Origin of the sequence: Domibacillus robiginosus (assembly GCF_000966195.1) — a bacterium.
Taxonomy (GTDB): Bacteria; Bacillota; Bacilli; order Bacillales; family Domibacillaceae; genus Domibacillus; species Domibacillus robiginosus.
In genome coordinates this window covers 37,921-60,519 of the sequence record NZ_LAHL01000034.1, presented here as the reverse complement: position 1 = coordinate 60,519, position 22,599 = coordinate 37,921, and the positions used below count along the sequence as shown (strand labels likewise).

Genomic DNA, 22,599 nt, shown 5'->3' with positions numbered 1-22,599 from the left:
CTTTCCGCTAGTTTTTTCTTCCTACTTACGCTTTTTATATGCGGCAGCCTTCTTATTTATATGCTGGGATGCAATTACTCTTTCTTCCACCTGCTTATGAAATGCTATTTGATGTTTTTTTGGTGAGTTAAGCTTGTATTTCTAGCAAGATACAATTTAATTCAAATAAATGAAAGACAGCTTTCAAAAAGAGTTTGAAGGCTGTCTTTTTCATTTTTCTTATATTTAAGTATTGTCACCTCGTTATCGCTGGACAGCAGAGTCATCTCTTCTTTGATCAATGTATAAAGATCCATCCTGCTGCACTTCCGCGTAAAAGACATCTGACAGGGACCAGATATTTGCGGCCTGTAATTGCTGATCTAGCCATTGTAGATCTAGTTTTAGCTTCTCGAGATTCCGGCTATTTACTATCCCATCTGATATAACCGCTGCAGGCATTGGAAAAGTGTAAGGACCTTCCGGTATATTGAGATCTTTTTTCGTCACAGGCTGTTTTGCTGTTTTCTTCATGACAGAAAGACTGCCGTCTGTTTCAAAAATCGCATAGTCCACATCCGAGATGGCAAACACATCTTTTTTTCGTAACAAGGAACTCAAGGATTCCATATCTACACGGACTTTGCGAAGAGCGCTTTCCATGATCTTTCCATTTTTGATTAAAATAACCGGCTGGCCTGTTATGATCTTTCGAACCTTTTTTGATTTGATGTCTAAGTAGCCGAGCAAAACGGTAAATGCACTCCAGCTAATTAAAGCGGTTAGTCCATTGAGGAGACTAAGGGAAGGGTCTATTGCCAGGGCAGCCCCGAGCGTTCCAAGGACAATCGCCGAAATAAAGTTCACAAACGTCATTTGGGCGATTTCTTTTCTTCCCATAATTCTTGTTAAAGCAAGCAGCACTAAAAAAGCCAGCATAAGCCTTAGCAGCAATTCTAGAATCGGCATAGTTAACAGAAGCTCCCTTCAAACAATTTCTTATTGGATTATTAAAGTTCGGATTCATTTATACATTATGTTGATGGCATGATACAAACCGCTTTCCCTCTTTTGGCTGCGTTCGTTTCGTTCTTTTATTGGTTTACGTAGTTTTGAGTTCACCTTTATTCATCATCTCCATACCTTTTCATCTATAAACAAAAGCCGAAGTCGATCCGCCCTCTTTAAAAAAAGACTTTAAACAGAATGAAAGACAAATTAATGTTTAAAGCGGCGTTCTTTGGTTTAAAATGCGTATCCTTCTTTTTGTTTTGCAACCAAAAAGCTGCCTGCAGACATGCGGACAGCCTTCTCCTGGTTATACTAATTCTTTGATTGATATCCACCTCTTTGTTTGGACGATTATTCATCGGCAGTGAGTACCTTTTTATTAATATCACATTCAGCACTTCCTTCAGTATATATACTCAGGATTTTTTCAAAGGCCTGTCCTTATTCTTAACGTAATCACATGCCGGTACTATCGTATAAAAAAACAGCCAGATAAGAATACCTGGCTGCAGACATGGTTTCGAGCTATTAAAATATGAATGTCATATAGCTGTATAATCATGTTTTACACATAAAAAGTTTAAATAGCTGATTTTAAAGATAGCAGCATACTAAGAGCAGGTACAGAATCACGAAATAATAGTTTAAAAATCGGCTCCCTCCTCATTTTTCAACTGCAGGCGGAGATTTTTATAATTATTCCTGGTAGTGCGGCGAAAGCTGTTATGTAAGTACTATAATAGAATATTGTGACTTTCTTTTTAATCATCATCTTTTCATGTCCACTTATTGGTTGTTTTCAAGCTTTTATTTTCAATATGCTGAAAGCTTTTTAAAGCAATCCACATATTTACATAACAAATTAAACTAACACTAATGAGTGGGATGAACCCCTGGAAATAAAGCAGGAAACAGACATTCAGCAATGTGCAGACAAGCATAAGAAACAAGCTGGCCGGCTGAAGTAGCCCGATAACTGCCGCTTGCTTGAAATATTGAAAAAACTTTTTGTCATAGTGAACATAAACAGGAAAAACATAAAGCAGGATAACCAAATAAACAAAGCCAACCACGATCATTAAAGAATGGAAAACAGGTGAAAAAGTTCCTGCAGCGTTTTTAAAGTAAGTGAAGTCGGCGTACCATAAAGCACCGCCCAGCAATAAAATGAGTCCTAGCGCATTTCCTTTTAAAAATTCGTTTCGGTACGTTTTCCAAAATGTTTGAAAAACAGGAATATCGTCTTCCCCAATGATAAATTTCCTGGAAATGGTAAAAAGAGCCAGTGTACTTGGCATCACGCCAAGTACGACTCCCCTAATAGAGAAAATACAATCCATAAAATATTTAAATAAACGAAATGGGATACCCACACACAAAGCGTGTACGTTCCCCGTATAAATGAATCCATGGCCTGCTCTCCTCCTGTGTTTACTGCGGTCATTTTTTAAGAAGTCGGCAGTGTCTGACCCAGTAATTGTTCAATTTGAATAGGCCGATTTTCCTTTGCTGACTTCCAGACCGCTTCTCCTGTAGCGATCGCATAAGCGCCATCCGAACTGCCTGACAAAATCGGATATGGACGGGTCTCATCGACTCCGAGGAATAAGTCTTCTTGAAGAACGGGATCGCCGCCGCCATGTCCTCCTTCCCGCTTTACAACGTGGATCGTTTCCTTTGATCCAAACAGCGGATAAAAATCAATGGTTTGTTCTGGGAACGGAAACGGTATCCTTGACGGCTCGTGATATTCGGTTGTTTCAATTCGTCCTTTTGTTCCGTTTATCGCTAACCGATAGCCTTCGTACGGCAAAGAAAAATTGATTGAGTAGCTTAAAAGCGCTCCTTTATCGTATTTAACCGTGGCTGTATACGTATCTTCGATTTGGATTTCTTTATCAAAAACACATTGGTCCGGGCGATAGTTTGTATAGGCTTCAGTACTTTTCGTATTTAAGTCTATATGGTCGTCTTTTACCGTGACATTTTTGCTTCTAGCGTTCCACCTTGTGTAATAGGAGCATCTATTTCTAACCGTGCATGTTCCGCAATAGTAGCCGTCTTCCGGCTTACTCTTCGGATTGAGCACACTGTCAGCGCCATAGTAATTCAAAGCTCCAAATGCAAAAACTTCTACAGGCTTTTGATCAACCCACCAGTTCACTAAATCAAAATGATGAGAGCTTTTATGAATGGAAAGACCTCCTGAAAACTCTCTTAATCGATTCCATCTTTGAAAATAACTCGACCCGTGGTACGTATCGATGTACCAATTCAAATCAACAGAGGTAACCCGACCAATTTTCCCTGACAAAATCAGTTCTTTAATTTTTGTGTGGTACGGGCTGTAACGATAGTTGAATGTTACTGTCACTTTCCCTTTGCTCGTTTTCTCGGCATCCATTATTCTTCTGCAGTCTTCAGCTGTGGTAGCCATTGGTTTTTCAGTAATCACATCCAGGCCATGCGCAAGTGCTTTTAAAATATAGTGTACATGTGTATCATCTCTTCCTGTCACAATCACAACATCTGGTCGGGCTTCTGTGACCATTTTATCAAACTGGTCTTCTCGGTATTCTGGAACCCCAGCTGTTTGAGGATACTGCTCCTTACAAACTGAAAAGCGCTTTGCATCCGTATCCAACAAACCGACAAGCTGACCGGCTTCTGAGAAATTTTCAATCAAAGGCTGGATAAACATTCCAATTGCACGTTTACTAACGCCGCAGACGGCATATTTGCGCATTTAGATCACTCCTTTTTCTGCCTATATTTTATAAATAATCGCTCATTTCTACGGAAGCGAGCACAAATGCTCCTATACCATGCAGGTCGTTATCTGTTTTAGGTCGATTAATATAGTGCTCAAAATCCCCTACACCTGTTCCTATGCAAATGTCAGGCAGGACAAATAGTCCCTCTTCTGTATACTTGACCACTTCAAGTAAGCCTTCGTATCCTTTTTTCGCACTCTCGATAAAATTTTTATTCAGAATACCGTCTTTAACTGCTTTCATAATAATATAAACGAAAAGACAGGAAGAAGACGTTTCCAGCCAGTTTCCCGAATGGTCTCCTTTGTCCACTACTTGATACCATAATCCTGTCTCTTGATCCTGGAATGACACAAGGCCCTGCACCAGCTCCCGTACTACTTGCTCCAGCTCCTCGCGGTTAGAATGATCTCCAGGTAAAAATTCTAATATTTCGAGCAGAGCCATCCCGTACCATCCAATGGCTCTCCCCCAGAATTCAGGTGATTTTCCTGTTACAGGATCAGACCATGGCATATTTCGGCTTTCGTCCCATGCATGGTACAGCAGGCCGGTAACCGTATCTCTTGTATGCTTCCTCATTAAGCGTTCCTGTTCAAGCACCATATTCAACAGGGATGTATCTCCATATTTTCTTCCATAGTGGAGAGCAAAAACACCACCCATATATAAGCCATCCAGCCACATTTGATATGGATAGCGGTCTTTATGCCAGTAGCCTCCATCAGATGTCTGATTTAACGCCGGAAACATGCTGATTAGTTTGTCTGCCGCTTTTTTATAGCGTTTATCACCCGTAAGTTCATCCAGCTTAAATAACAAAAGTCCTGCTTGAATCGAATCAAGCTCTTTTCGATCGAAAAGAAAATTTCCATGCTGATCGATTATACTGTCCACATATGCCTGAATATAAGGCAAGTATTTTTCATCCGCTGTTTTTTCAGAAAGCTTTAGCATACTGTACAAAAATACACCCTGGTGTCAGTGCTGATTTGGAAAGAAATATTTTCAATCTTCTTCAGCTCCTGATTTAAAATAGTAGAGGATAAATGCAAAACTTCTCCAGATTCCTGATATATTTTTTTTCATACAAATCAATCACACAGCTGACAATTAAAATGCTTATTAAACAAAAAATAGAAACGAGAAAAATGGTCGCCGCAAAAAACTTATCCCGAATACTCGAATTATTGTAAGCGCTTTTAATCTTCTTCATGAAGTGTCCTTTCCGAGAAGCTAAATTAGTTTATGTAAGCAGCAAATGCATTTAACGTTAAAGGACGCAAAAACTGCTGAACGGTTAACACCCCCTTTTCCTTTTGATGATTAAGTAACTGTTTGAGGATTATCGACTTTTCTTTTATTTAAATTATAAACAACCTTCATCACAATAAGAAGACCTATCAATTCCCCAAATGAAGCTGCCATTGCACCAACGCTGCCATTTAAATGCGGAGCTAACTGGACAAGCAGAAAAATACTGATCGTCACAGCAATTAAATTGTAGACCTGGGGCTTTACCATGCTCTTTGTATTTTTGTTCAGCATAAGCACACCGCCAAAAAAGTCAACCCATGGAAACAGGAATGTTTTTATAATAAAAAACTGTAATACTGTCAGTGAAGATTCTGCTAAAGCCAGATCTGTACCCATAACATTTACCATAAACCTGATACCAACCGGAGTGTAGCAAAGGACAGCCAGTAAAAATGACGGTATAAAGCTGAAGACGGCCACACATTTAATGACTTCCTTTCTGTTTTTCTCAAAAAATTGCAGGACAATTTGATGCGTATACATAAAAAAGCTGAGAACCAGGTTTGTAATACTGAGAGCCATTGCAAAAGACGCAATTCCTAAGCGGGCATCCTCAACGCTTCCAAGAAACGCATAAACAACTGGAATAATCACTGTTTGAAAAGATAAGTAAAAAACAAGAGGCGTATAAAACCTGTAAACTTCTTTTTTTGCTAGTACCGGTTCTTCCTCTGACATCTCACTTTTAATAATGTGGTGCCCTCTCCAAACACTGATTAAGCACTCAATGGCCATGCCTGTTAAAAAAATAATTGCTCCAACAATGCTGTGATTAATCTGGTCCGACCAAATAAAATAGTAAGCAACTAAAAACATGCCCCCAAGCCTAGCGATTACGCCAATCGTAACCCATTTTGTCTCAAAGTGATTGATTATCACACCCTGATATAAACAGCGGAGGCCGGAGAAAAAAATCACAAATGTGATCACTCTAAATGTAGACGTAACAGATGCAACCATTTCTTCGTCGGCATTAAATAAATGTACAAATGTAAAGCTTCCAATCGGTGTATATCCTATTAGCGCACAAACGATAAAAATCAAGAGTGTGACTTGAATAAAAATAGAACTTAGAGTCTTGAAGGAAGTTTCAGATTTAACGAGTGCTGAACAGGTCTGGCGAAAAACCAGAACGGGGCGTTCAATGATGCCGAATAAGGAAAGCGCTATGGCATAGCTGGCAATGACAATTTCGGCATGGTCAGCCCTGCCCAACGTTCCGTTTATAATTAAATGAGTAATCGATGTTAAACTCGCTGAAAACCCTAAAGGAATAAAAAAAGTGAGCATGTGTACAAGAGAAAATGGTCTGCCGGTGTTTTGCAAGTGTCTGTTCCTCCTATCACTGTACTAGATGTGGAAAAGCAAACACGATGGTTTCATTCCCGTGCTCGCGCTTCTTTCATCGGGTCTGTCACTTCAGCATCTCAGCCCCAATTATAGGGTGAATAAGTGACTAAGCAAAACTGAAAACCATATTCCGGATCAGCATAATGGTCGGCAGTAACAGGCTTATCGCTTTCTTCATCATTCAAGGCGGTTGCACCTTTAACATAAATAATTTTAGGAGTATCCTTTTTTGCGTTTGTTGTATTGTCTCCTCCCAGCACCTCAATAGGTTCTCTCTGGTTTGAAGCAGTCAATATATGATACCTGCCTGCTTTTGCTCCTCCTGTTAAGCCTTCTCCACAGAAAGCCCACTCATCATTTTTGGGAATAATTTCATGTCACTCACCAGGCGAACCTGTATCTGTCATACAAATGTTAACGTGAACAATATCTCATTTATTACTCCATTGATGATTTTTTCATCTCTTCACCTTGTGTTTTGATCCATAATGCCGACTACATATTTACAAATTTTTGTAGTTCTCTTCATTCAAAATAAGAAAAATATTTTTGCTTTTTTAAAATTATTTTACCGTTATGTTCACGTTAACATTATTGTGTATGCTTCTTAAACAAAAAGAACCCATTTCAGGTTCCGTATTTTGCTTTCGTTTCTTTTACACCAATTGGTTTTCATACCTTTTATCATTGGTGAATCGATTTTATATAAATACTTTTTCTGTTATTTGTTACCGCTTATAAAAACTAAGAAGTAACCAGTATAATGTCATTTCCTGTTCATGGCTTACTTTATTTTAGACTATGCTTGTACCGGCTTTTGCCTTCACCTCCGTCTGCTAGTTGATAGTGTCACACTGCAGCGGCCCGTTTGATTTCTTTTTAACAACTCGGCATATAAGCAAGCGCTTTTATGGACTTGATTATATCACCACGCTAAACTTTAAACAATATGAAAATTTAGAAATATTAGTTATTTAAAAACTTTTTTCCATTTCTCCGGCTCCTGTTGAAAAAAGATTCAAACACAGAGAAAGAGCCTGGCTGCTTTACTACAGGCTTCCTGTACATTGATAAACTTTTTGTCAACTTATTTTTAGGCTACGCCCTTTCTACATTGAACAAAAGTATTCTTTCAGTAAAATCTGTTAGATCTTGCTTGAACATTCGAATTCTTCATGAATACAGCAGAACCAGACCCGGCTGAATTACTGGTTCTGCAAAAATGCCTCCTGACACTTTAAGCGCTATATTCTTTTCTTGTAAGACTGATTTTTATTGAAATGTCAGCGGAAATTACTTCCCAGAAACCGCCAGCTTTTTCGGTTCCTTCAACATAACATCTGTTATCCGATTTTTCTTATTTATCTTTTGTTATAAAAGTCAGGTTTTTATCTTGAATTCGAAAGAGAATACATATTTTTAGCAATAGATTCCATTAAATAAAGTACAGGCAATTGCGTTGTGATGTTTGTATAATGATGACGCTCTTCGGTAATATAGTAGGCAATATTAATTTCAGATATTTTAGCCAGCGTACAATGCTTATGATTGGTAATGCTGACAATACGGCTGCCCTCTTTTTTCAGCTTTCTAACTAAATTTACAGTGTGCTTGTTTTCACCGCTTACCGATAGCGCAATCGTCACGGTGTCCCGCAAATCATCATATACAGGAAAAAAAGGATCATTTATATAAGTAGAAAACTTGCCAAGGCCGGAAAAGTAATGTGAACCGTATTGGGCCAGGATGCCTGAGCTTCCACTGCCTGCAAAAATCATGCTTTTGGACGAAGCAGCCAGCCGAGAAACCTCTTTAATGGCTGAATCAAACCGGCCTTCAAATGTTTTTTCTGCAAATTCGGCAAAAGTGGAATGCGCATTATTCAGGCTCTTTTTTTCGCGCGCCTCCATACTGATTTTTAACTTAGCTTTTAATTCAGCAAACCCTTCACAGTCTACTTTTCGACAGAAACGTAAAATAGTCGAAGGCGAAACATGCGCTGCGTCAGCAAGATCACGAACACGCATATGAACGACTTGCTCGCTGTGGGCTGTAATATATTGATAGATAATCGTTTCTAATTCATTGAATGATACAATGTGTTCATGGGTAAACAACCTCATCCCTCCACCGCGTAAACTTTAAAAAATTATAACATGAAAAAGGGTTCATTTTTGATTTTCTACTTCCAGATGGAAGTGGCTGCTGACACCCCATTTCATTCTTCTTTCTTTATTTCTTATTCAAGCTAGCTGTATATTTTTCCTTATCCAATTATTATTCTGCTATTTTTTTATGAAAAGCTGATTTAGAATTGATCTTTTCACTGCCGTTTCTGTGATTTGATCGCTGCTTTTTAAAGGCCGCAGAAGCATTAAAAAACTTTTATCGTTATTTATGTAACAGGATGTTTTTTATATGTAACAATCACCTTCTCCCGGAATAAAAAACGCAATTGCTTGAACACCTTTACCGCTTGCATGGATCAAGCTACGATAAACGTATTAAATCGGGAGGTGCAAGAGATGACAAAAGGAATTAAAATTACCACAATTGGCGGCGGGTCCAGCTATACCCCTGAACTGGTTGAAGGATTTATTAAAAGATACGATGAACTGCCTGTGCGTGAACTATGGCTCGTGGATATAGAAGCAGGAAAAGAAAAGCTCGAAATTGTCGGCACACTTGCAAAGCGTATGATTGAAAAAGCCGGTCTGCCTATTGAAGTCCACTTAACATTAGATCGCGAAGCAGCCCTAAAGGATGCCGATTTTGTCACAACACAATTCCGTGTAGGGCTGCTTGATGCGAGGGCAAAAGACGAACGCATTCCACTGAAATATGGTGTACTTGGCCAGGAAACGAATGGACCTGGCGGCTTGTTCAAAGGCCTTCGGACGATTCCGGTCATTTTAGATATTTGCAATGACATGGAGAAACTTTGCCCGAATGCCTGGCTGATTAACTTTACAAATCCAGCTGGTATGGTGACGGAAGCCGTCCTGCGTTACTCAAACATCAAAAAAGTGGTTGGCTTATGCAACGTACCGATCGGAATGGAAATGGGTATTGCAAAATTACTTGATGTTGACCACTCGCGCATTCGTATTAACTTTGCCGGTTTAAATCATATGGTATATGGACTTGATGTATTTGTTGATGGAGAGAGTGTTAAAAACAAAGTCATTGAGCTTTTAACAGACCCAAATAACAGCAGCTTTGTGAAAAACATTGAAGGTCTTGGCTGGGAGCCTGAATTTATACGATCATTGAATGTCTTAACATGCCCTTATCACATGTATTATTACAAAACGAAAGACATGATCGAAAAAGATGAAAAAAATGCAAAAGAAGAAGGTACACGGGCAGAAGTGGTACAAAAGCTAGAACAAGAACTGTTCGAACTGTACAAAGATCCTCAGCTTGACATCAAGCCGCCTCAGCTTGAAAAACGGGGTGGTGCTTATTATTCAGATGCAGCTGTTCGTTTGATCACTTCTATTTATACAGATAAAAAAGACATCCAGCCAGTGAATACGCGCAATAACGGTGCTATTGCAGGCATTCCAGACGATTCTGCTGTTGAGGTAAGCTGTATTATTACGAAAGACGGTCCAAAGCCTATTGTAATGGGAGAACTTCCAGTAGCCGTCAGCGGTTTAGTGCAGCAAATTAAATCCTTTGAGCGTATAGCAGCGGAGGCAGCTGTTACAGGTGACTATGAAAAAGCAGTATTGGCGCTAACCATTAATCCTTTAACACCGACAGATACGATCGCAAAAGAGATTGTTGATGAAATGCTTGAAGCGCACAAAGAGCACCTTCCACAATTCTTTCAGAAGGTAGAAGCGTAATCTCTTGTCTAAACTCAGGCTGGTCATAGCTGGCCTGGGTTTATTACATGATCTTCAAGCTGTATATTAAAAAAAGTACAGTGGCAGGACTGTACTTTTTCTACTCGGCTATTTTTTCTGGTTCCTGACTGCTCTCTACCTGCTGCGACAAAGGTGTTTTTGAAATTTCTTCTTCGAATATAACCATTTTTCGCGCCCGGTTCATAATCTTGACGATCTCTTCATAGTCCTCTTTCATCATAACAGCTCTTTTTTCTAGTTCTGCGTATTTCACTTCTATCGCTGCTTTTTCACGTTTTACCGTATCCAGCTCTTGTCGAAGGCTTTCATAATCAGCTTGTGAAGCATCCATATTTTTCAGGAAAGCAATAATATCTCTCATCGTAAGCAAAGATGGACTTGTATCCTCTATAATGATTTGGTCTGCAGGATCGTTGTCCAGAACCACATGAAGATTTCGGGTGCTTTCTTTCTTTTGAAGATGGCGAAAATGCTGCTTTCTTTGTTTACGTGCAAGACCCAATGCTTTTTCGTACTGACTTCGAATCACCGCGTTCCAGCGAAAGCCGCATGCTGCAGCTGTTCTGTTCAGGATATCTCCTACTTCCTCAAATGCCTTTAACTGTGTACTTCCCTCGCGCACATGGCGTAACACCGTTTCTGCAAGCAATAAGTCATTGTCCTCTGACCAGGCATCTTGTCTTACTTTCATAGAGTCTTTCCTCCCCTATTCATATGATCTTTTCCATAAGATAGCCCTGCTTGTCCCTTTTTATACAGTTGTTGAAAAATTTATATCCTGCATAAATTAAATATTCCGCAAGGTTCTTAATTATGATGAGAAGTAAAAGAAGAAGGATAGCTATGCAACGTGTTATAAAGAAGAAGGAATTGACGCTTTTCTACCAAAAAACTTAAAAAGTCATATAAGCTTGCAAACCAGAAGTTTGCTCCAGAGAGTTCACAGATAGTCACCTCCCTGCTAACGAGAAGGTTTAATTTGAGGATATAAAGAAAGACTACGCCATTCCTTTATCGATATTTTTGAGCAGGCAGTGTAGGGTTTGGCCATAAACTCCAATCAGCTCGACTAAAAGCTGTATGATCTAAACAGCCAGATACACTTAAGATAAGGCTGCTTTCGAGGTTGGCCCCTTTTCATTTAAATATAAACGGTATGAGAAGAGTTCTTCTTGATACCAGCTATTGTTGTTTTGGGCAGATTTACATTGATCATTTTAATGAGCTGTTTCCATCAAACAGCCCCTAACTAAAAAAATCCGCTTTCCTTTATGGAATAGCGGATTTTTACCTTTATTTAATTAAGAGTTTACTCACATTTCTTTATTCACGTCAGCCCGTTTTTTTACTGCTATTTTCAATATGATTCATAATCGTTTCTCCCTCAACGTCTATGTTTGGCAGAATGTTATCCAGCCATTTTGGCAAATACCATGCTGATTTTCCCATCAACTTCATAACGGCAGGAACAATGGTCATTCTGACGACAAATGCATCAAAGAGCACACCGAATGCAAGGGCCATCCCCATTACTTTAATCATCGCATCAGGTGTCATCATAAAGCCGATAAATACAGCCATCATAATTAATCCTGCTGCTGTCACTACTCTGCCGCTGTCCCGCATTCCATCTAAAATGGCTTTATCAGGATCTCCTGTATGGACATATACTTCACGCATCTTGCTGACCAGAAAGATTTCATAATCCATTGCCAGCCCGAATAATATTCCGATCAAGATCACAGGCAGGAACGCTAAGATAGGACCTGAAGCCGGAAAACCAAAGAGTTCAAGCAAGTTTCCATCCTGCACGACAAAAACAACAAATCCCATCGTAGCACCCAGGGAAAGCAGGAAGCCCAATACGGCTTTTAATGGGATCAATAAAGATCTAAATACGAGGACCAGCAGGACATAGGCAAGCCCTACTACAAGAGAAGCGAAAATTGGCAGGGCATCATTTAACTTTTGTGAAATATCAATATTCATCGCTGTTGTACCTGTTACCATTAGTTCAATCTGGCTTACTTTTTCCGTCTGGTCCGATTTTTCTCTAATCGTCTTTACAAGGCCCTTCGTCTCTGTATCATCCGGTCCTGTTTCCGGTATAACATTCATCACATACAATTCTCCAGAAGGTCCAGGAAAAGCTGGTGTAACACTTTGAACACCAGGCAGCTCGCTCAATTCTTTTGCAATCTCATTGACTGTCTGCGGCGTTTCACTTGTTGCTTCTTCTACTTTTGCTGCCACAACCAAAGAGGCGTTAAATCCTTCTCCGTATGCGTCTGCCAGCAAATCATAGGCTCTTCTTTCCGTTGTTTCCGTTGACTTTGCAGTTCCATCAGAAGGCAGCCCGAGGTTCATATGGAAAAAAGGGATTGTAATAACTGCGAGCAGTGCAATTGCAGCGATAGAAACGACCAAAGGGCGTTTTGTAACGAATTTGCCCCATTTATTGGAGCCTTCTTTCTTCTTATCCATGCCTGTCAGTTTTTGCAGGAATTCATTTTCTTTTGATGGCCCAATTTTATGGCCAATCATTCCTAAAATCGCTGGCAATACGATGATGGATACTAAAACAGCTGTTAAAATGCTGATGGCTGCGGTAATCCCCATCATGGTTAAAAACGGAATCTGTGCAACAGCGAGCCCTAAGAGCCCAATGACAACCGTGATGCCCGCAAACACGACGGCGCTTCCGGCTGTTCCATTTGCGATTGCGATCGATTGCTGAACGGAATATCCTTTGGCAAGCTGCTCTTTAAACCGCGACATGATAAATAAAGCATAATCGATTCCCACTGCCAGCCCCAACATAGCTGCCAGGGAAATGGAGACGGACTGGATATCGATAAAATTGGTTCCGATAACAATCCCGATCAGACCAATGCCTAATCCTAGAACGGCCGTTAGAATCGGCAGTCCGGCTGCGATAAATGATGCAAAGGTAACAGCCAGTACAAAGAAGGCAATCACGATTCCAGCTGCCTCGGCAAGATGGGCCGGTGATTCTGAGAACGCAATATTATCTCCTCTTACCTCTGTTTGAATGCCTGCATCTCTTGTTGTTTCAATTTGATCCAAAATCGCATTCCTGGAATTTTCCGTAACCTCTTCCGCTTTGACCTTGAACGTAACTTCTGCGTAACCGGTCTTCCTGTCTTCGCTTATATTCATAAGCTGCATGGGCGTTGCTACGGATGCAACATCCGAATCTTTGCTGATTTCATTTAAAGCATCTGTGATTGATTGCTGTACTTCTGCTGATTCCAGCGTTTCATTTTCTAGCGCTTTAAATACGATTTGTACTTTTGCCCCCTGGCTTCCTGCCTGCTCAAACTCTTCACTAATGACTTCGCCTGCACGGTCTGCCGGTGTATTGGGAATAGTCAAATCCTCATTAAACGAGGAACCCATATTCACGGCAAGGACTGCTAATGCGATCAGAATTCCCAGCGTGCTGAAAACCACTTTTTTCCTATGCTTTGCTGCCCATTGTCCTAACTGATAAAGATACTTTGCTATTTGAATCTCCTCCAAATTAATATTGTAAATTTTTTATGTCCTTATCATTTAACTGCCGAGAAGCAGAAAGGGTAAGGGAGTTCCGAACGACCTGCATATCATAGCTTCTTGTTCAAGAATCTTAATTGTACATTTTTTCCATTCAGTTAAGTCATTTCAGGTTTATTGATTAGTAATGAATTAACTTATTCGTAAGGATATTCTTCTTCAAGCCATCCCTTTTGCACGAAGGCTGCTCTTCCTTATATCTATTTTCAACAGAATTTAAAACCAGCTCTTTAATCGAAATTGCTTATCAATCGTATCTCTTGTAACTTCTTTCCTCATATCCCCCTTATTTGAAATTTAGAAAATGACTTTTACAGTAGGTCACCAGCAGGAAGCTAAGAAGGTACTGCAAGTTGACAAGTATGCAATTGTTTTTTAGAATGGCAGGGTTATTATCACTAACAATTGTACTTACATTTGTAAGTATAAAGATGAATTTTTCTCTTTCAAGTATTATGTGATAATCTGAACGTAAAACGAACAAAATGAAGGGATGTGTTAGCTTTGAGAAAATCCAGACAGGATAGTATATATTCCCAGAAATATATCATGGAAGCAGTGACCCAGATGCTGCATGATCACAACTTTGAGGATATAACCGTAACAGACATTTGCAAAAGGGCTGGAGTTGCCAGAGTCACATTCTATAAGTACTATCACACTATTCACGATGTGATGAATGCATCTGTTCAAGCAAATGTTGAACACTTTCTAGAAAAGATTGCTGATTTAAATCCTCACGAAGATCTCCAGCTTATGATTGAATATGCTGTAGAAGGAGTTGTCCCTGCACGTACAGTGTTAAAAAAACTAATAGATTCAAATATGTCAGGAGTACTGTTGGATTATTTCAACTATGCAGTGGAAGCAATTTCTCAATCCGATCCTGCTCTTAGCAATCACATAAGCAGAGCGCAAGTTTTATTCCTGGCAGGTGGTATATTTAATATCATTACAGACTGGATTAAAGAAGGGTCAAAAGAATCTCCCAAATCAGTGGCTGCAAAAATATATGAGATACTTCCAGTTAAAACAAAGGATTCAGTGGCTGAGCGGCTGAATAATAAGTAAAGTATTCAAATTCATTTTTGCGCCAAAAATATGCGAGTAAATATTCTTACGAAATACCCTTACGACTTTCCAATTTTTGAAACCCGGGAGGATTACGGAGACGGTTTGATGTTCATTGGCGCCAGGGAAATTTTTTGTACCTGACTATGAAAAATCGATAACAAAATGAATCACCAAGAACAACCATTACAGCTTATATGAACCCAGAAGCAGCAGAATTTCCCATTATAAAACCTTCTTATATTGATGGATCTTTAACCCGGTTTCTTCCATCGCTCCTGCCCGCTTACCGGGTTCTTTTCTAACCAGGGTGGTTTATTTCAGATATTCCGTTTAAGAATGAAAATAGCAGCAAAAATAAAGCGACCCAATGACTCGCACGATGACTAATTTCACATATTTTTCATGCATATATTACAGTCTGCAACGGCAACATAGAAAGAATAAAAAACAAATAATTGAGAAAGACAATATGCTATTGAAAATCTATATCCTTATTTCCTCAGCATGCTAGAAAGCGCTCACAACACTCTGCTGCTATAGGTTTTCTGAATCAATTTTCTCCAGTTATTTTTAGATCCGCGCCTTACGCGGGTGTTTTTGGATACGTTTCATAAAAGAAAAAAGAAATTTAATCCATACATTTTCCTTGACAAAAAAACAAGTCCTATATAATAATTAATGTTGAATTAGAATTATTATAGTTACCTGACACAGTCACAATGTGGATTGAACAGGCTGGCTATAATCCTACAACCACTACATAGGAGGAATTTTATTATGTCTCTAATCGGAAAAGAAGTACAACCATTCGCAGCAAAAGCTTTCCAAAAAGGTGAATTTATTGATGTTTCTGAACAAAACTTCAAAGGTCAATGGAGTGTTGTTTGCTTCTACCCTGCAGATTTCACATTCGTATGTCCTACTGAGCTTGAAGACCTGCAAAACGAATATGCAACACTTAAAGACCTTGGCGTAGAAGTTTACTCTGTTTCAACTGACACACACTTCACACACAAAGCATGGCATGACAATTCAGAAACAATTGGCAAAATCGAATACATTATGATCGGTGACCCTTCACAAAAAATCTCTCGTATCTTTGATGTATTAGACGAAGAAGAAGGTCTAGCTGACCGCGGTACGTTCATCATCGATCCAGACGGGGTTATCCAAACTGTTGAAATCAATGCAGGCGGAATCGGCCGTGATGCAAGCACAATCGTAAACAAAATCAAAGCAGCACAATACGTTCGCAACAATCCAGGTGAAGTTTGCCCGGCTAAATGGCAGGAAGGTGCTGCAACACTTAAGCCAAGCCTTGACCTTGTAGGCAAAATCTAAGGAGCTTAACTGATGATACTAGACGCAGATATCAAAGCACAATTGGCCCAATATCTTGAAATGATGGAAGGCGATGTGCTCCTAAAAGTGAGCGCAGGATCCGATGACGTATCAAAGGATATGCTGGCATTAGTGGATGAATTGGCTACTATGTCTTCTCACATTAAAGTAGAGAAAACAGAACTGCCGAAAACGCCAAGCTTTAGCGTTAACCGTATCGGCGAAGATACCGGCGTCACTTTTGCCGGTATCCCACTAGGCCACGAATTTACTTCGCTGGTACTGGCTCTCCTGCAAGTGAGCGGAAGAGCGCCGAAAGTTGACCAGAGCACTATTGACCAGGTGAAAAACATTCAAGGTGAATATCATTTTGAATCTTACATCAGCTTAACTTGCCACAACTGCCCTGATGTTGTGCAGGCTTTGAACTTGATGAGTATTTTAAACCCTGGTATTTCGCACACGATGATTGATGGAGCAGCCTTCAAGGAAGAAGTGGAAAGCAAAGGCATCATGGCTGTGCCAACGGTATTCCTAAATGGAGAATCGTTCGGCAGCGGCCGTATGACTCTTGAAGAAATTCTTGCTAAAGTGGGAAGTGCTCCGGACGCCTCAGAATTTGAAGGCAAAGAGCCATTCGATGTGCTTGTTGTTGGCGGTGGACCAGCGGGTGCTAGTGCGGCTGTTTACGCAGCACGTAAAGGCATTCGTACAGGTCTTGTTGCCGAACGCTTTGGCGGTCAGATTATGGACACAATGGGTATTGAGAACTTCATCAGTGTGAAATACACAGAAGGTCCTAAGCTTGCCGCGAGCCTTGAAGAACACGTGAAAGAATACGACATTGATGTCATGAACCTACAGCGTGCCAAGCGCTTAGAAAAGAAAGACCTGATCGAGCTTGAACTTGAAAACGGTGCAGTTTTAAAAAGTAAAACGGTCATCCTTTCAACAGGTGCCCGCTGGCGTAACGTTGGCGTACCAGGCGAAGCGGAGTTCAAGAATAAAGGTGTAGCCTACTGCCCTCACTGTGATGGTCCATTATTTACTGGAAAACACGTAGCTGTTATCGGCGGCGGCAACTCCGGTATTGAGGCAGCCATTGACTTGGCAGGTATCGTGAAGCATGTAACCGTTCTTGAATTTATGCCAGAGCTGAAGGCTGATACTGTACTTCAAGATCGTCTGTACAGCCTGCCTAACGTTACGGTCCTCAAGAACGTGCAAACAAAAGAAATTACCGGTACTGACAAAGTGAACGGTATTTCTTACATCGACCGTGAAACGGAAGAAGTTCACCACATCGATCTGGAAGGTGTATTCGTTCAAATTGGACTTGTACCGAACACTGACTGGCTAGGTGATACGGTTGAACGCACTCGCATGGGTGAAATCGTAGTCGATAAACACGGCGCAACAAATGTCCCTGGTGTATTTGCTGCAGGCGACTGTACAGACAGCGCTTATAAGCAGATCATTATTTCAATGGGATCAGGTGCCACTGCCTCTTTAGGTGCATTCGATTACCTTATCCGAAATTAAGGAACGGAAGTGTACGAGATTTCCTTTCCCAATACGAAAGCCGCTCTGCTGCCAATTAAGCAGTACAGCGGCTTTTTTCTTTTGCCCTGCTCTTACTTTTATCATTATTAAATAATAGAGGGACAGCTATTATATTTATCAGAAAGTTTGCTGTATGAAGTATTGAAGAGGAATATGAGAAGGCCCTTCCCTTATTTTGAAAATGGGTCATATTTGGTTAACAGCCCTCGACGCCGCATGCTATTCCTCTAGGAAAATCCGGTTTCTTCCCGCTGATCTCATATGTAATTTTAAAATATAACGATGTTTCAATTAAAATTACGATATTTATAGAAAAGACGAACCGAAATACCCTCTTTTAATAAAGGGGGATTTCGGTCTTTGAATTTGGCATTTATTTTGGTTTAAATTCACATAGAAATCTTTCAACTCCAGCATACTTTTCACCTAATGCAGTTATTTTAAAACCGACTTTCCTGTAGAATTCCACTGCATCTCTACCAGTTTCGGCAACAATGTCTGTTAGTAGAAATCTCTCACACAAAAAATGAATCATTATACTCCCTACACCATTACCTCTCTCTTCAGAAAAAACGGCGATATGTTTTATTTCACCTATTTTAAGGTTTATTTCCACTCCGATACAACCGATTATATTATTCCCTTTCACAAGCCCAAAAAGTTGTTGATCGGAAAAATCAATGTACTTACCATATACCTCCTCAACCTTCCTAATAGAAGTTTCATAGGATAACAACACTCTTACAGAAGGCTGGAGAATTATTGAATTTATTTTTATGATCAAAACATCATTACATCTAAATTCGTTGTTAAACAGTCCTTATCTCATATTGATGCTTTTTCCTAAAGACTATTCAATAAGAGAAAAAGGCTGCTTTTATATGGTATAGAATTACTTTTGAGCAGAAAGGTTCACTTTCATTTCAAGTCCCTCTATATATTGGTGATCCCGAATAGATCTCGGAAAATCTCCATCCTCTTGAACAAAAGGTTTCAGAATTAAATATTCAGGCTTCGATTGTGTAGTGCCAAACCGATAATCCCATGTTATCGTCTTGCCATCGGCCTCTGCTTCCCCTGATAAACCCGGCAGTAAATTGCCTTTATCATCAAACACTGCCACTTTACTATAAAGTAACTGATTGGATTCTTCCTTTGTCAATTTTTCATTTTTGTCCATTCCTAATGTAAACCTTATACGGATCGTTACTGGTGTCAGACTGAGCTCCGACACGGAGAATATCATCTCTCCGTTTGACTCACTGTTCGGTTTTTGCAGGCTGATAACATTTTTTACGGATTTTTGCAAGGGAACATCCAGCTTAAACTCGTGGTCGACCCCAGTCAGCCGAACATATACAGCCGCATTGAACGTTTCTGGAAGTGGGTTTTCCGCTTCACTTGTCATCTCGAAGACGAGCATATTTGGATTTGCCTCTCCTGCAGACCAATAGGATACACCTTGAACCGGAGCATCCGCTTCATCGGACCTTTGACCATTGATCTCAGCGACCAACGAATCAATCGAGTTGCTTAGTTCTACTTGGCCTTCTCCTGTATCAAGCATACCTTCTTTTAAGCTTGGAGCTGATACATTTACTACAAATGCAGCACGCGTTCCATCATAGACGGTTTCGGTCACTTTAAACTGGATGTCTTGATAAGAAACATGGCTATTTACATTAGAGGTGAGTTCCAAATCTCCTGCTGACTGCAAGCCTAAGTCAGCTTCAATTGAACTGAAAATGCTGCCTACCAATGGAATTTGTTTTATTGAATCAGCCATTGCAGGTGAGACAAAGCCGGAGGCAAAAATACTCACACCCAGTAATCCAGCCGCTGCTGTAAGAGAAGCCGGGCGGCACATCCATGAACATGGTGCTGTCTTGCTGCCTTCATTCCCCGTTTCCAATATAAAATCATAGGTTTCATCCAGACGAGACCGGACAAGAGGCGACATCGGCTTCTCTTCTTTTTGTTGCACTTTTTTCAATTGATCTTCTAGTTTAAAGTGATCCATAATCCATCTTCCCTTCTTGAACTAGTTTCATTTTTCCCATCAACGCATTCCGTGCTCTGTTAAGCCGCATTTTAATCGCACTCTCCGATACGTTTAATGTTTCTGCAACCTGTCTTAACGGCATATCTTCAAAATAATAAAGCACAACAACAATGCGCTGCTGCTCATCGAGCCCGTCGACAAGCTCTCTTAACTCTACATTTTCGTAGTCCTTTGAGACAGACGATGCGGCAGGGATATCCGATACTGGAACTATCCGGGAGCGTTTCGCTAAAATCGAACGGCATTCATTAATCAAAATTCTAAATATCCATGTCTTAAAAAAAGTCGGCTCCCGTAGGCTATCCAGAGACTTAAATGCCTTTAAGATCGTTTCCTGCAGGGCATCCGCTACATCTTCCTCTTTCTTCACAATGGATCGCGCCGTGTTGTGCAAGGAGCTCTCTATATGTTTAACCAGTCGAACAAAAGCTTCCCGATCACCGCGTTTCGCTTTTGTTACTTCTTTTGCGATATCCACCCTTCTCCACTACCTTCTCTTCATTTTTTCAATACATTAATTAGACTGACCGGAACAGCTCTCGGTCACAAAATTTTTATCGTATCTGGTTCAGAAATAAATAAAGTGAATGTTTGTCTGATATTATTTTCCATTGCCCGTTTCATTCGACTGAAATATGCAGCCGTACGAATGCCATACTATTACTAAAAGCTTTAAAAAATAAAAGCCTGCATACTAACATGCAGGCTTCTAGCTGTAATTACAATCATAAAACTTTCCCTTAAAACTGAGAGAACTTTATCTGAAATTGTGTGCCTTCTGGGGAACTGTGAATGATATTAATATCCCCTCGGTGTTCAAATACAACTTTTTTTACGAATGGCAGTCCCATTCCCATGCCTTGTGATGTAAACGAGATAAACGGATCAAAAATACTGTCCCTGTTTTCAATGGGGATTCCTCTGCCTGTATCCATTAAATCAATAATGATAAAATCTCCGTCTATACCGGTCTGAATCTCGATTTTTCTTTTTTGTCTATCTTCCGGCACTGCCTCTATACTATTTTTTATCAGGTTGATAAACGCTTGCTGAAGGTATGCTTTATTCGCAAACAGCATAAGTGAATTGTAGTTATTATGAAATTCAACTTCTACATTATGCTCCCTCGCAATTTCTTTCGAAAGCACGATGGCACTTTTAATAATTAAGACTAGGTCCTCTGTCTCAAAATCTATTTTATGGTTTCCTATATATTATTTATAATTATTCGTTAAACCATTTAAGTGCTCAGCTGCCTGAGTAATCATCTCCAAGGCCCTATTTTGCCGCTCATTAAAGGAAGCTTTATCCTTTGTGAGGATGTGTAAATATCCTTTTATGATCGTATTTATATTTTTTACTTCGTGAACTAAACTCCCTGTCAAGTTGCCTGTAAAGTCTAGCTTTTTTTGTCTTTCCATCAATCGCTGGTAATTCAACTCAATATCGATGTTTAATTTTACAAATCGAGCCATAATCATTGTTGAAAAGAAAATGACTCCTATGCTGCTCGATAATGCGCCTGTTTCTGGATTGAAGTTTAGGAACCCCGTGATAAACAGGAAAACAGAATAAAGGGCAAGAGCCGATAAAAAGCTTCGCACACGAGAATTTTGGATCTGCCGCGCAATAAAGTATACAATAATTAGAAAAAACAAAAAGCTGCTCACATGCAGTTTATACAGCCAGCCCAGCAATCCATACTCTGGAAAGTAAAAACTCATCTGTGGTCCCAAGTCTTCTTTTGTTAGACCCATGATCCCTAATGTAGTCCAATTGATAATATAAATCATAAGGCTCCAAATCATTAAAATAACAAAAGTTTTTTTATTAAAAACAAATTTTAAAATTTTACTCACTGCTGTATATTTTTTGAAAATCGAAGAATAGTTTTCTATCGTAACGTGTGCTATATAAAATACTGCCAGTACGGAAAATGTGGGTCCCGCTCGAAAAAGCCGAAATAAAAATAGTGCTAAACTTTCGGGTAGTATCTCTCTAAAGTAGAGGACACCTATATTTAGCTGCCAAAGAGTAATCAATATCATATAGATAAACAAACCGGGAGACAGTTTTGATCCCTTGTAAATTTGATGAACCGTAATAGCGAGTACAATGGGAATAAGACCGATTGTACAGATCAGGAAACCTATCGTCATAAAATAACTCCTTGCAAAGTGCTTTGGTAAACTTTTCTTTACATTTATATATAACATATCGCAAAATAAAAAGCTTATATATTAGGGGAACTCAACTATGCTTTCGAAACAAAGATCAAAACATCTTTTTCTAGCAGCTGCCAATATATCACTGACAGCTTACGACTTAGTTTTATTAATACGAATATCGTTTCATTTTCAACAGTATGCCAAACAATGACGATGTTATATTTTAAAATGTGGTGAGATAGAACATTCTAGACTTTAGCAAGTCATGGAATGATTCAGTAGAGGCACTATTAGCGGAAGTTTCTCTCCAATCGTACAGCCTTTTTCTGAACCGTCTGCCGTAGGAAAAGACTTATAAACGCTTCTTAGTCCCTGTGGAAAAATCCTGATAAGGTACCTTTTTTAGAAATTGGTTTCTTCAGTCTTGAATCTGAACAACAAATGCTAGCAGTTCTATAAAAACTTATATAAATTTCGCACTTGTAGAACAAGCATACAACTGTGTATAA

The 22,599-nt window shown here is 39.7% G+C and carries 17 protein-coding genes and 1 pseudogene; 4 read left to right on the top strand and 14 right to left on the bottom strand.

Going from position 1 to position 22,599, the window contains the following annotated elements; all coding sequences use genetic code 11:
* Positions 1–243: 243 nt before the first annotated feature.
* From VP97_RS15820 to VP97_RS15785, 7 genes and pseudogenes are all read right to left on the bottom strand, one after another.
* A complete protein-coding gene (locus tag VP97_RS15820) occupies positions 244–948 on the bottom strand; it encodes a DUF421 domain-containing protein (protein WP_050182894.1) in 705 nt (234 codons plus the stop codon).
* 818 nt (positions 949–1,766) lie between these two features.
* The gene (locus VP97_RS15810; RefSeq protein ID WP_245629911.1) at positions 1,767–2,288 is read right to left on the bottom strand and encodes a YesL family protein; all 522 of its coding nucleotides are present in this window, start codon (positions 2,286–2,288) and stop codon (positions 1,767–1,769) included.
* 149 nt (positions 2,289–2,437) lie between these two features.
* Positions 2,438–3,736, bottom strand: coding sequence for a Gfo/Idh/MocA family protein (locus VP97_RS15805; RefSeq protein ID WP_050182889.1), 1,299 nt, complete (start codon positions 3,734–3,736; stop codon positions 2,438–2,440).
* A 28-nt stretch (positions 3,737–3,764) separates the two neighbouring features.
* Positions 3,765–4,733 (bottom strand): annotated as a pseudogene (locus tag VP97_RS15800) (glycoside hydrolase family 88/105 protein); the annotation flags it as partial.
* 357 nt (positions 4,734–5,090) lie between these two features.
* Positions 5,091–6,407: a hypothetical protein gene (locus VP97_RS15795; RefSeq protein WP_050182887.1), complete on the bottom strand. Its 1,317-nt coding sequence runs from the start codon at positions 6,405–6,407 to the stop codon at positions 5,091–5,093.
* Positions 6,408–6,508: 101 nt separating this feature from the next.
* The gene (locus VP97_RS15790) at positions 6,509–6,724 is read right to left on the bottom strand and encodes a hypothetical protein (protein ID WP_050182886.1); all 216 of its coding nucleotides are present in this window, start codon (positions 6,722–6,724) and stop codon (positions 6,509–6,511) included.
* Between the two features lie 1,095 nt (positions 6,725–7,819).
* A complete protein-coding gene (locus VP97_RS15785) occupies positions 7,820–8,548 on the bottom strand; it encodes a MurR/RpiR family transcriptional regulator (RefSeq protein WP_050182885.1) in 729 nt (242 codons plus the stop codon).
* 408 nt (positions 8,549–8,956) lie between these two features.
* Between VP97_RS15785 and VP97_RS15780 the strand changes: the two genes are divergently transcribed.
* Positions 8,957–10,285, top strand: a complete 1,329-nt coding sequence (locus VP97_RS15780) for a 6-phospho-beta-glucosidase (RefSeq protein ID WP_050182884.1) — start codon at positions 8,957–8,959, stop codon at positions 10,283–10,285.
* Positions 10,286–10,385: 100 nt separating this feature from the next.
* Here the strand turns inward: VP97_RS15780 and VP97_RS15775 are convergent, their stop codons facing one another.
* Complete coding sequence (locus VP97_RS15775; protein WP_050182883.1) at positions 10,386–10,997, bottom strand: RsfA family transcriptional regulator; 612 nt, start codon at positions 10,995–10,997, stop codon at positions 10,386–10,388.
* Between the two features lie 641 nt (positions 10,998–11,638).
* A complete protein-coding gene (locus tag VP97_RS15770; RefSeq protein ID WP_050182918.1) occupies positions 11,639–13,834 on the bottom strand; it encodes an MMPL family transporter in 2,196 nt (731 codons plus the stop codon).
* A gap of 543 nt (positions 13,835–14,377) precedes the next feature.
* Here VP97_RS15770 and VP97_RS15765 point away from each other — a divergent pair.
* The 3 genes from VP97_RS15765 (at position 14,378) to ahpF (ending at position 17,839) form a co-directional block, all read left to right on the top strand.
* Positions 14,378–14,953, top strand: coding sequence for a TetR/AcrR family transcriptional regulator (locus VP97_RS15765; RefSeq protein ID WP_245629908.1), 576 nt, complete (start codon positions 14,378–14,380; stop codon positions 14,951–14,953).
* Between the two features lie 780 nt (positions 14,954–15,733).
* Entirely contained in the window at positions 15,734–16,297 is a 564-nt protein-coding gene (gene ahpC / locus VP97_RS15760) for an alkyl hydroperoxide reductase subunit C (RefSeq protein ID WP_050182882.1), read from the top strand.
* A 12-nt stretch (positions 16,298–16,309) separates the two neighbouring features.
* A complete protein-coding gene (ahpF, locus tag VP97_RS15755; RefSeq protein WP_050182880.1) occupies positions 16,310–17,839 on the top strand; it encodes an alkyl hydroperoxide reductase subunit F in 1,530 nt (509 codons plus the stop codon).
* Between the two features lie 394 nt (positions 17,840–18,233).
* Here ahpF and VP97_RS15750 read toward each other — a convergent pair whose 3' ends face one another.
* From VP97_RS15750 to VP97_RS15730, 5 genes are all read right to left on the bottom strand, one after another.
* Entirely contained in the window at positions 18,234–18,644 is a 411-nt protein-coding gene (locus tag VP97_RS15750) for a GNAT family N-acetyltransferase (RefSeq protein ID WP_245629907.1), read from the bottom strand.
* A gap of 108 nt (positions 18,645–18,752) precedes the next feature.
* On the bottom strand, positions 18,753–19,880 hold the full coding sequence (locus VP97_RS15745) for a DUF4179 domain-containing protein (protein ID WP_050182878.1): 1,128 nt from the start codon (positions 19,878–19,880) through the stop codon (positions 18,753–18,755).
* A complete protein-coding gene (locus VP97_RS15740) occupies positions 19,867–20,400 on the bottom strand; it encodes an RNA polymerase sigma factor (RefSeq protein WP_050182877.1) in 534 nt (177 codons plus the stop codon). The genes VP97_RS15745 and VP97_RS15740 overlap by 14 nt, the downstream gene beginning before the upstream one ends.
* Positions 20,401–20,662: 262 nt before the next feature.
* The gene (locus VP97_RS15735; protein WP_050182875.1) at positions 20,663–21,070 is read right to left on the bottom strand and encodes an ATP-binding protein; all 408 of its coding nucleotides are present in this window, start codon (positions 21,068–21,070) and stop codon (positions 20,663–20,665) included.
* Positions 21,071–21,136: 66 nt separating this feature from the next.
* Positions 21,137–21,970 carry a hypothetical protein gene (locus tag VP97_RS15730; RefSeq protein WP_156153526.1) on the bottom strand — a complete coding sequence of 278 codons (834 nt, stop codon included), beginning with the start codon at positions 21,968–21,970 and terminating at the stop codon, positions 21,137–21,139.
* Positions 21,971–22,599: the final 629 nt, after the last annotated feature.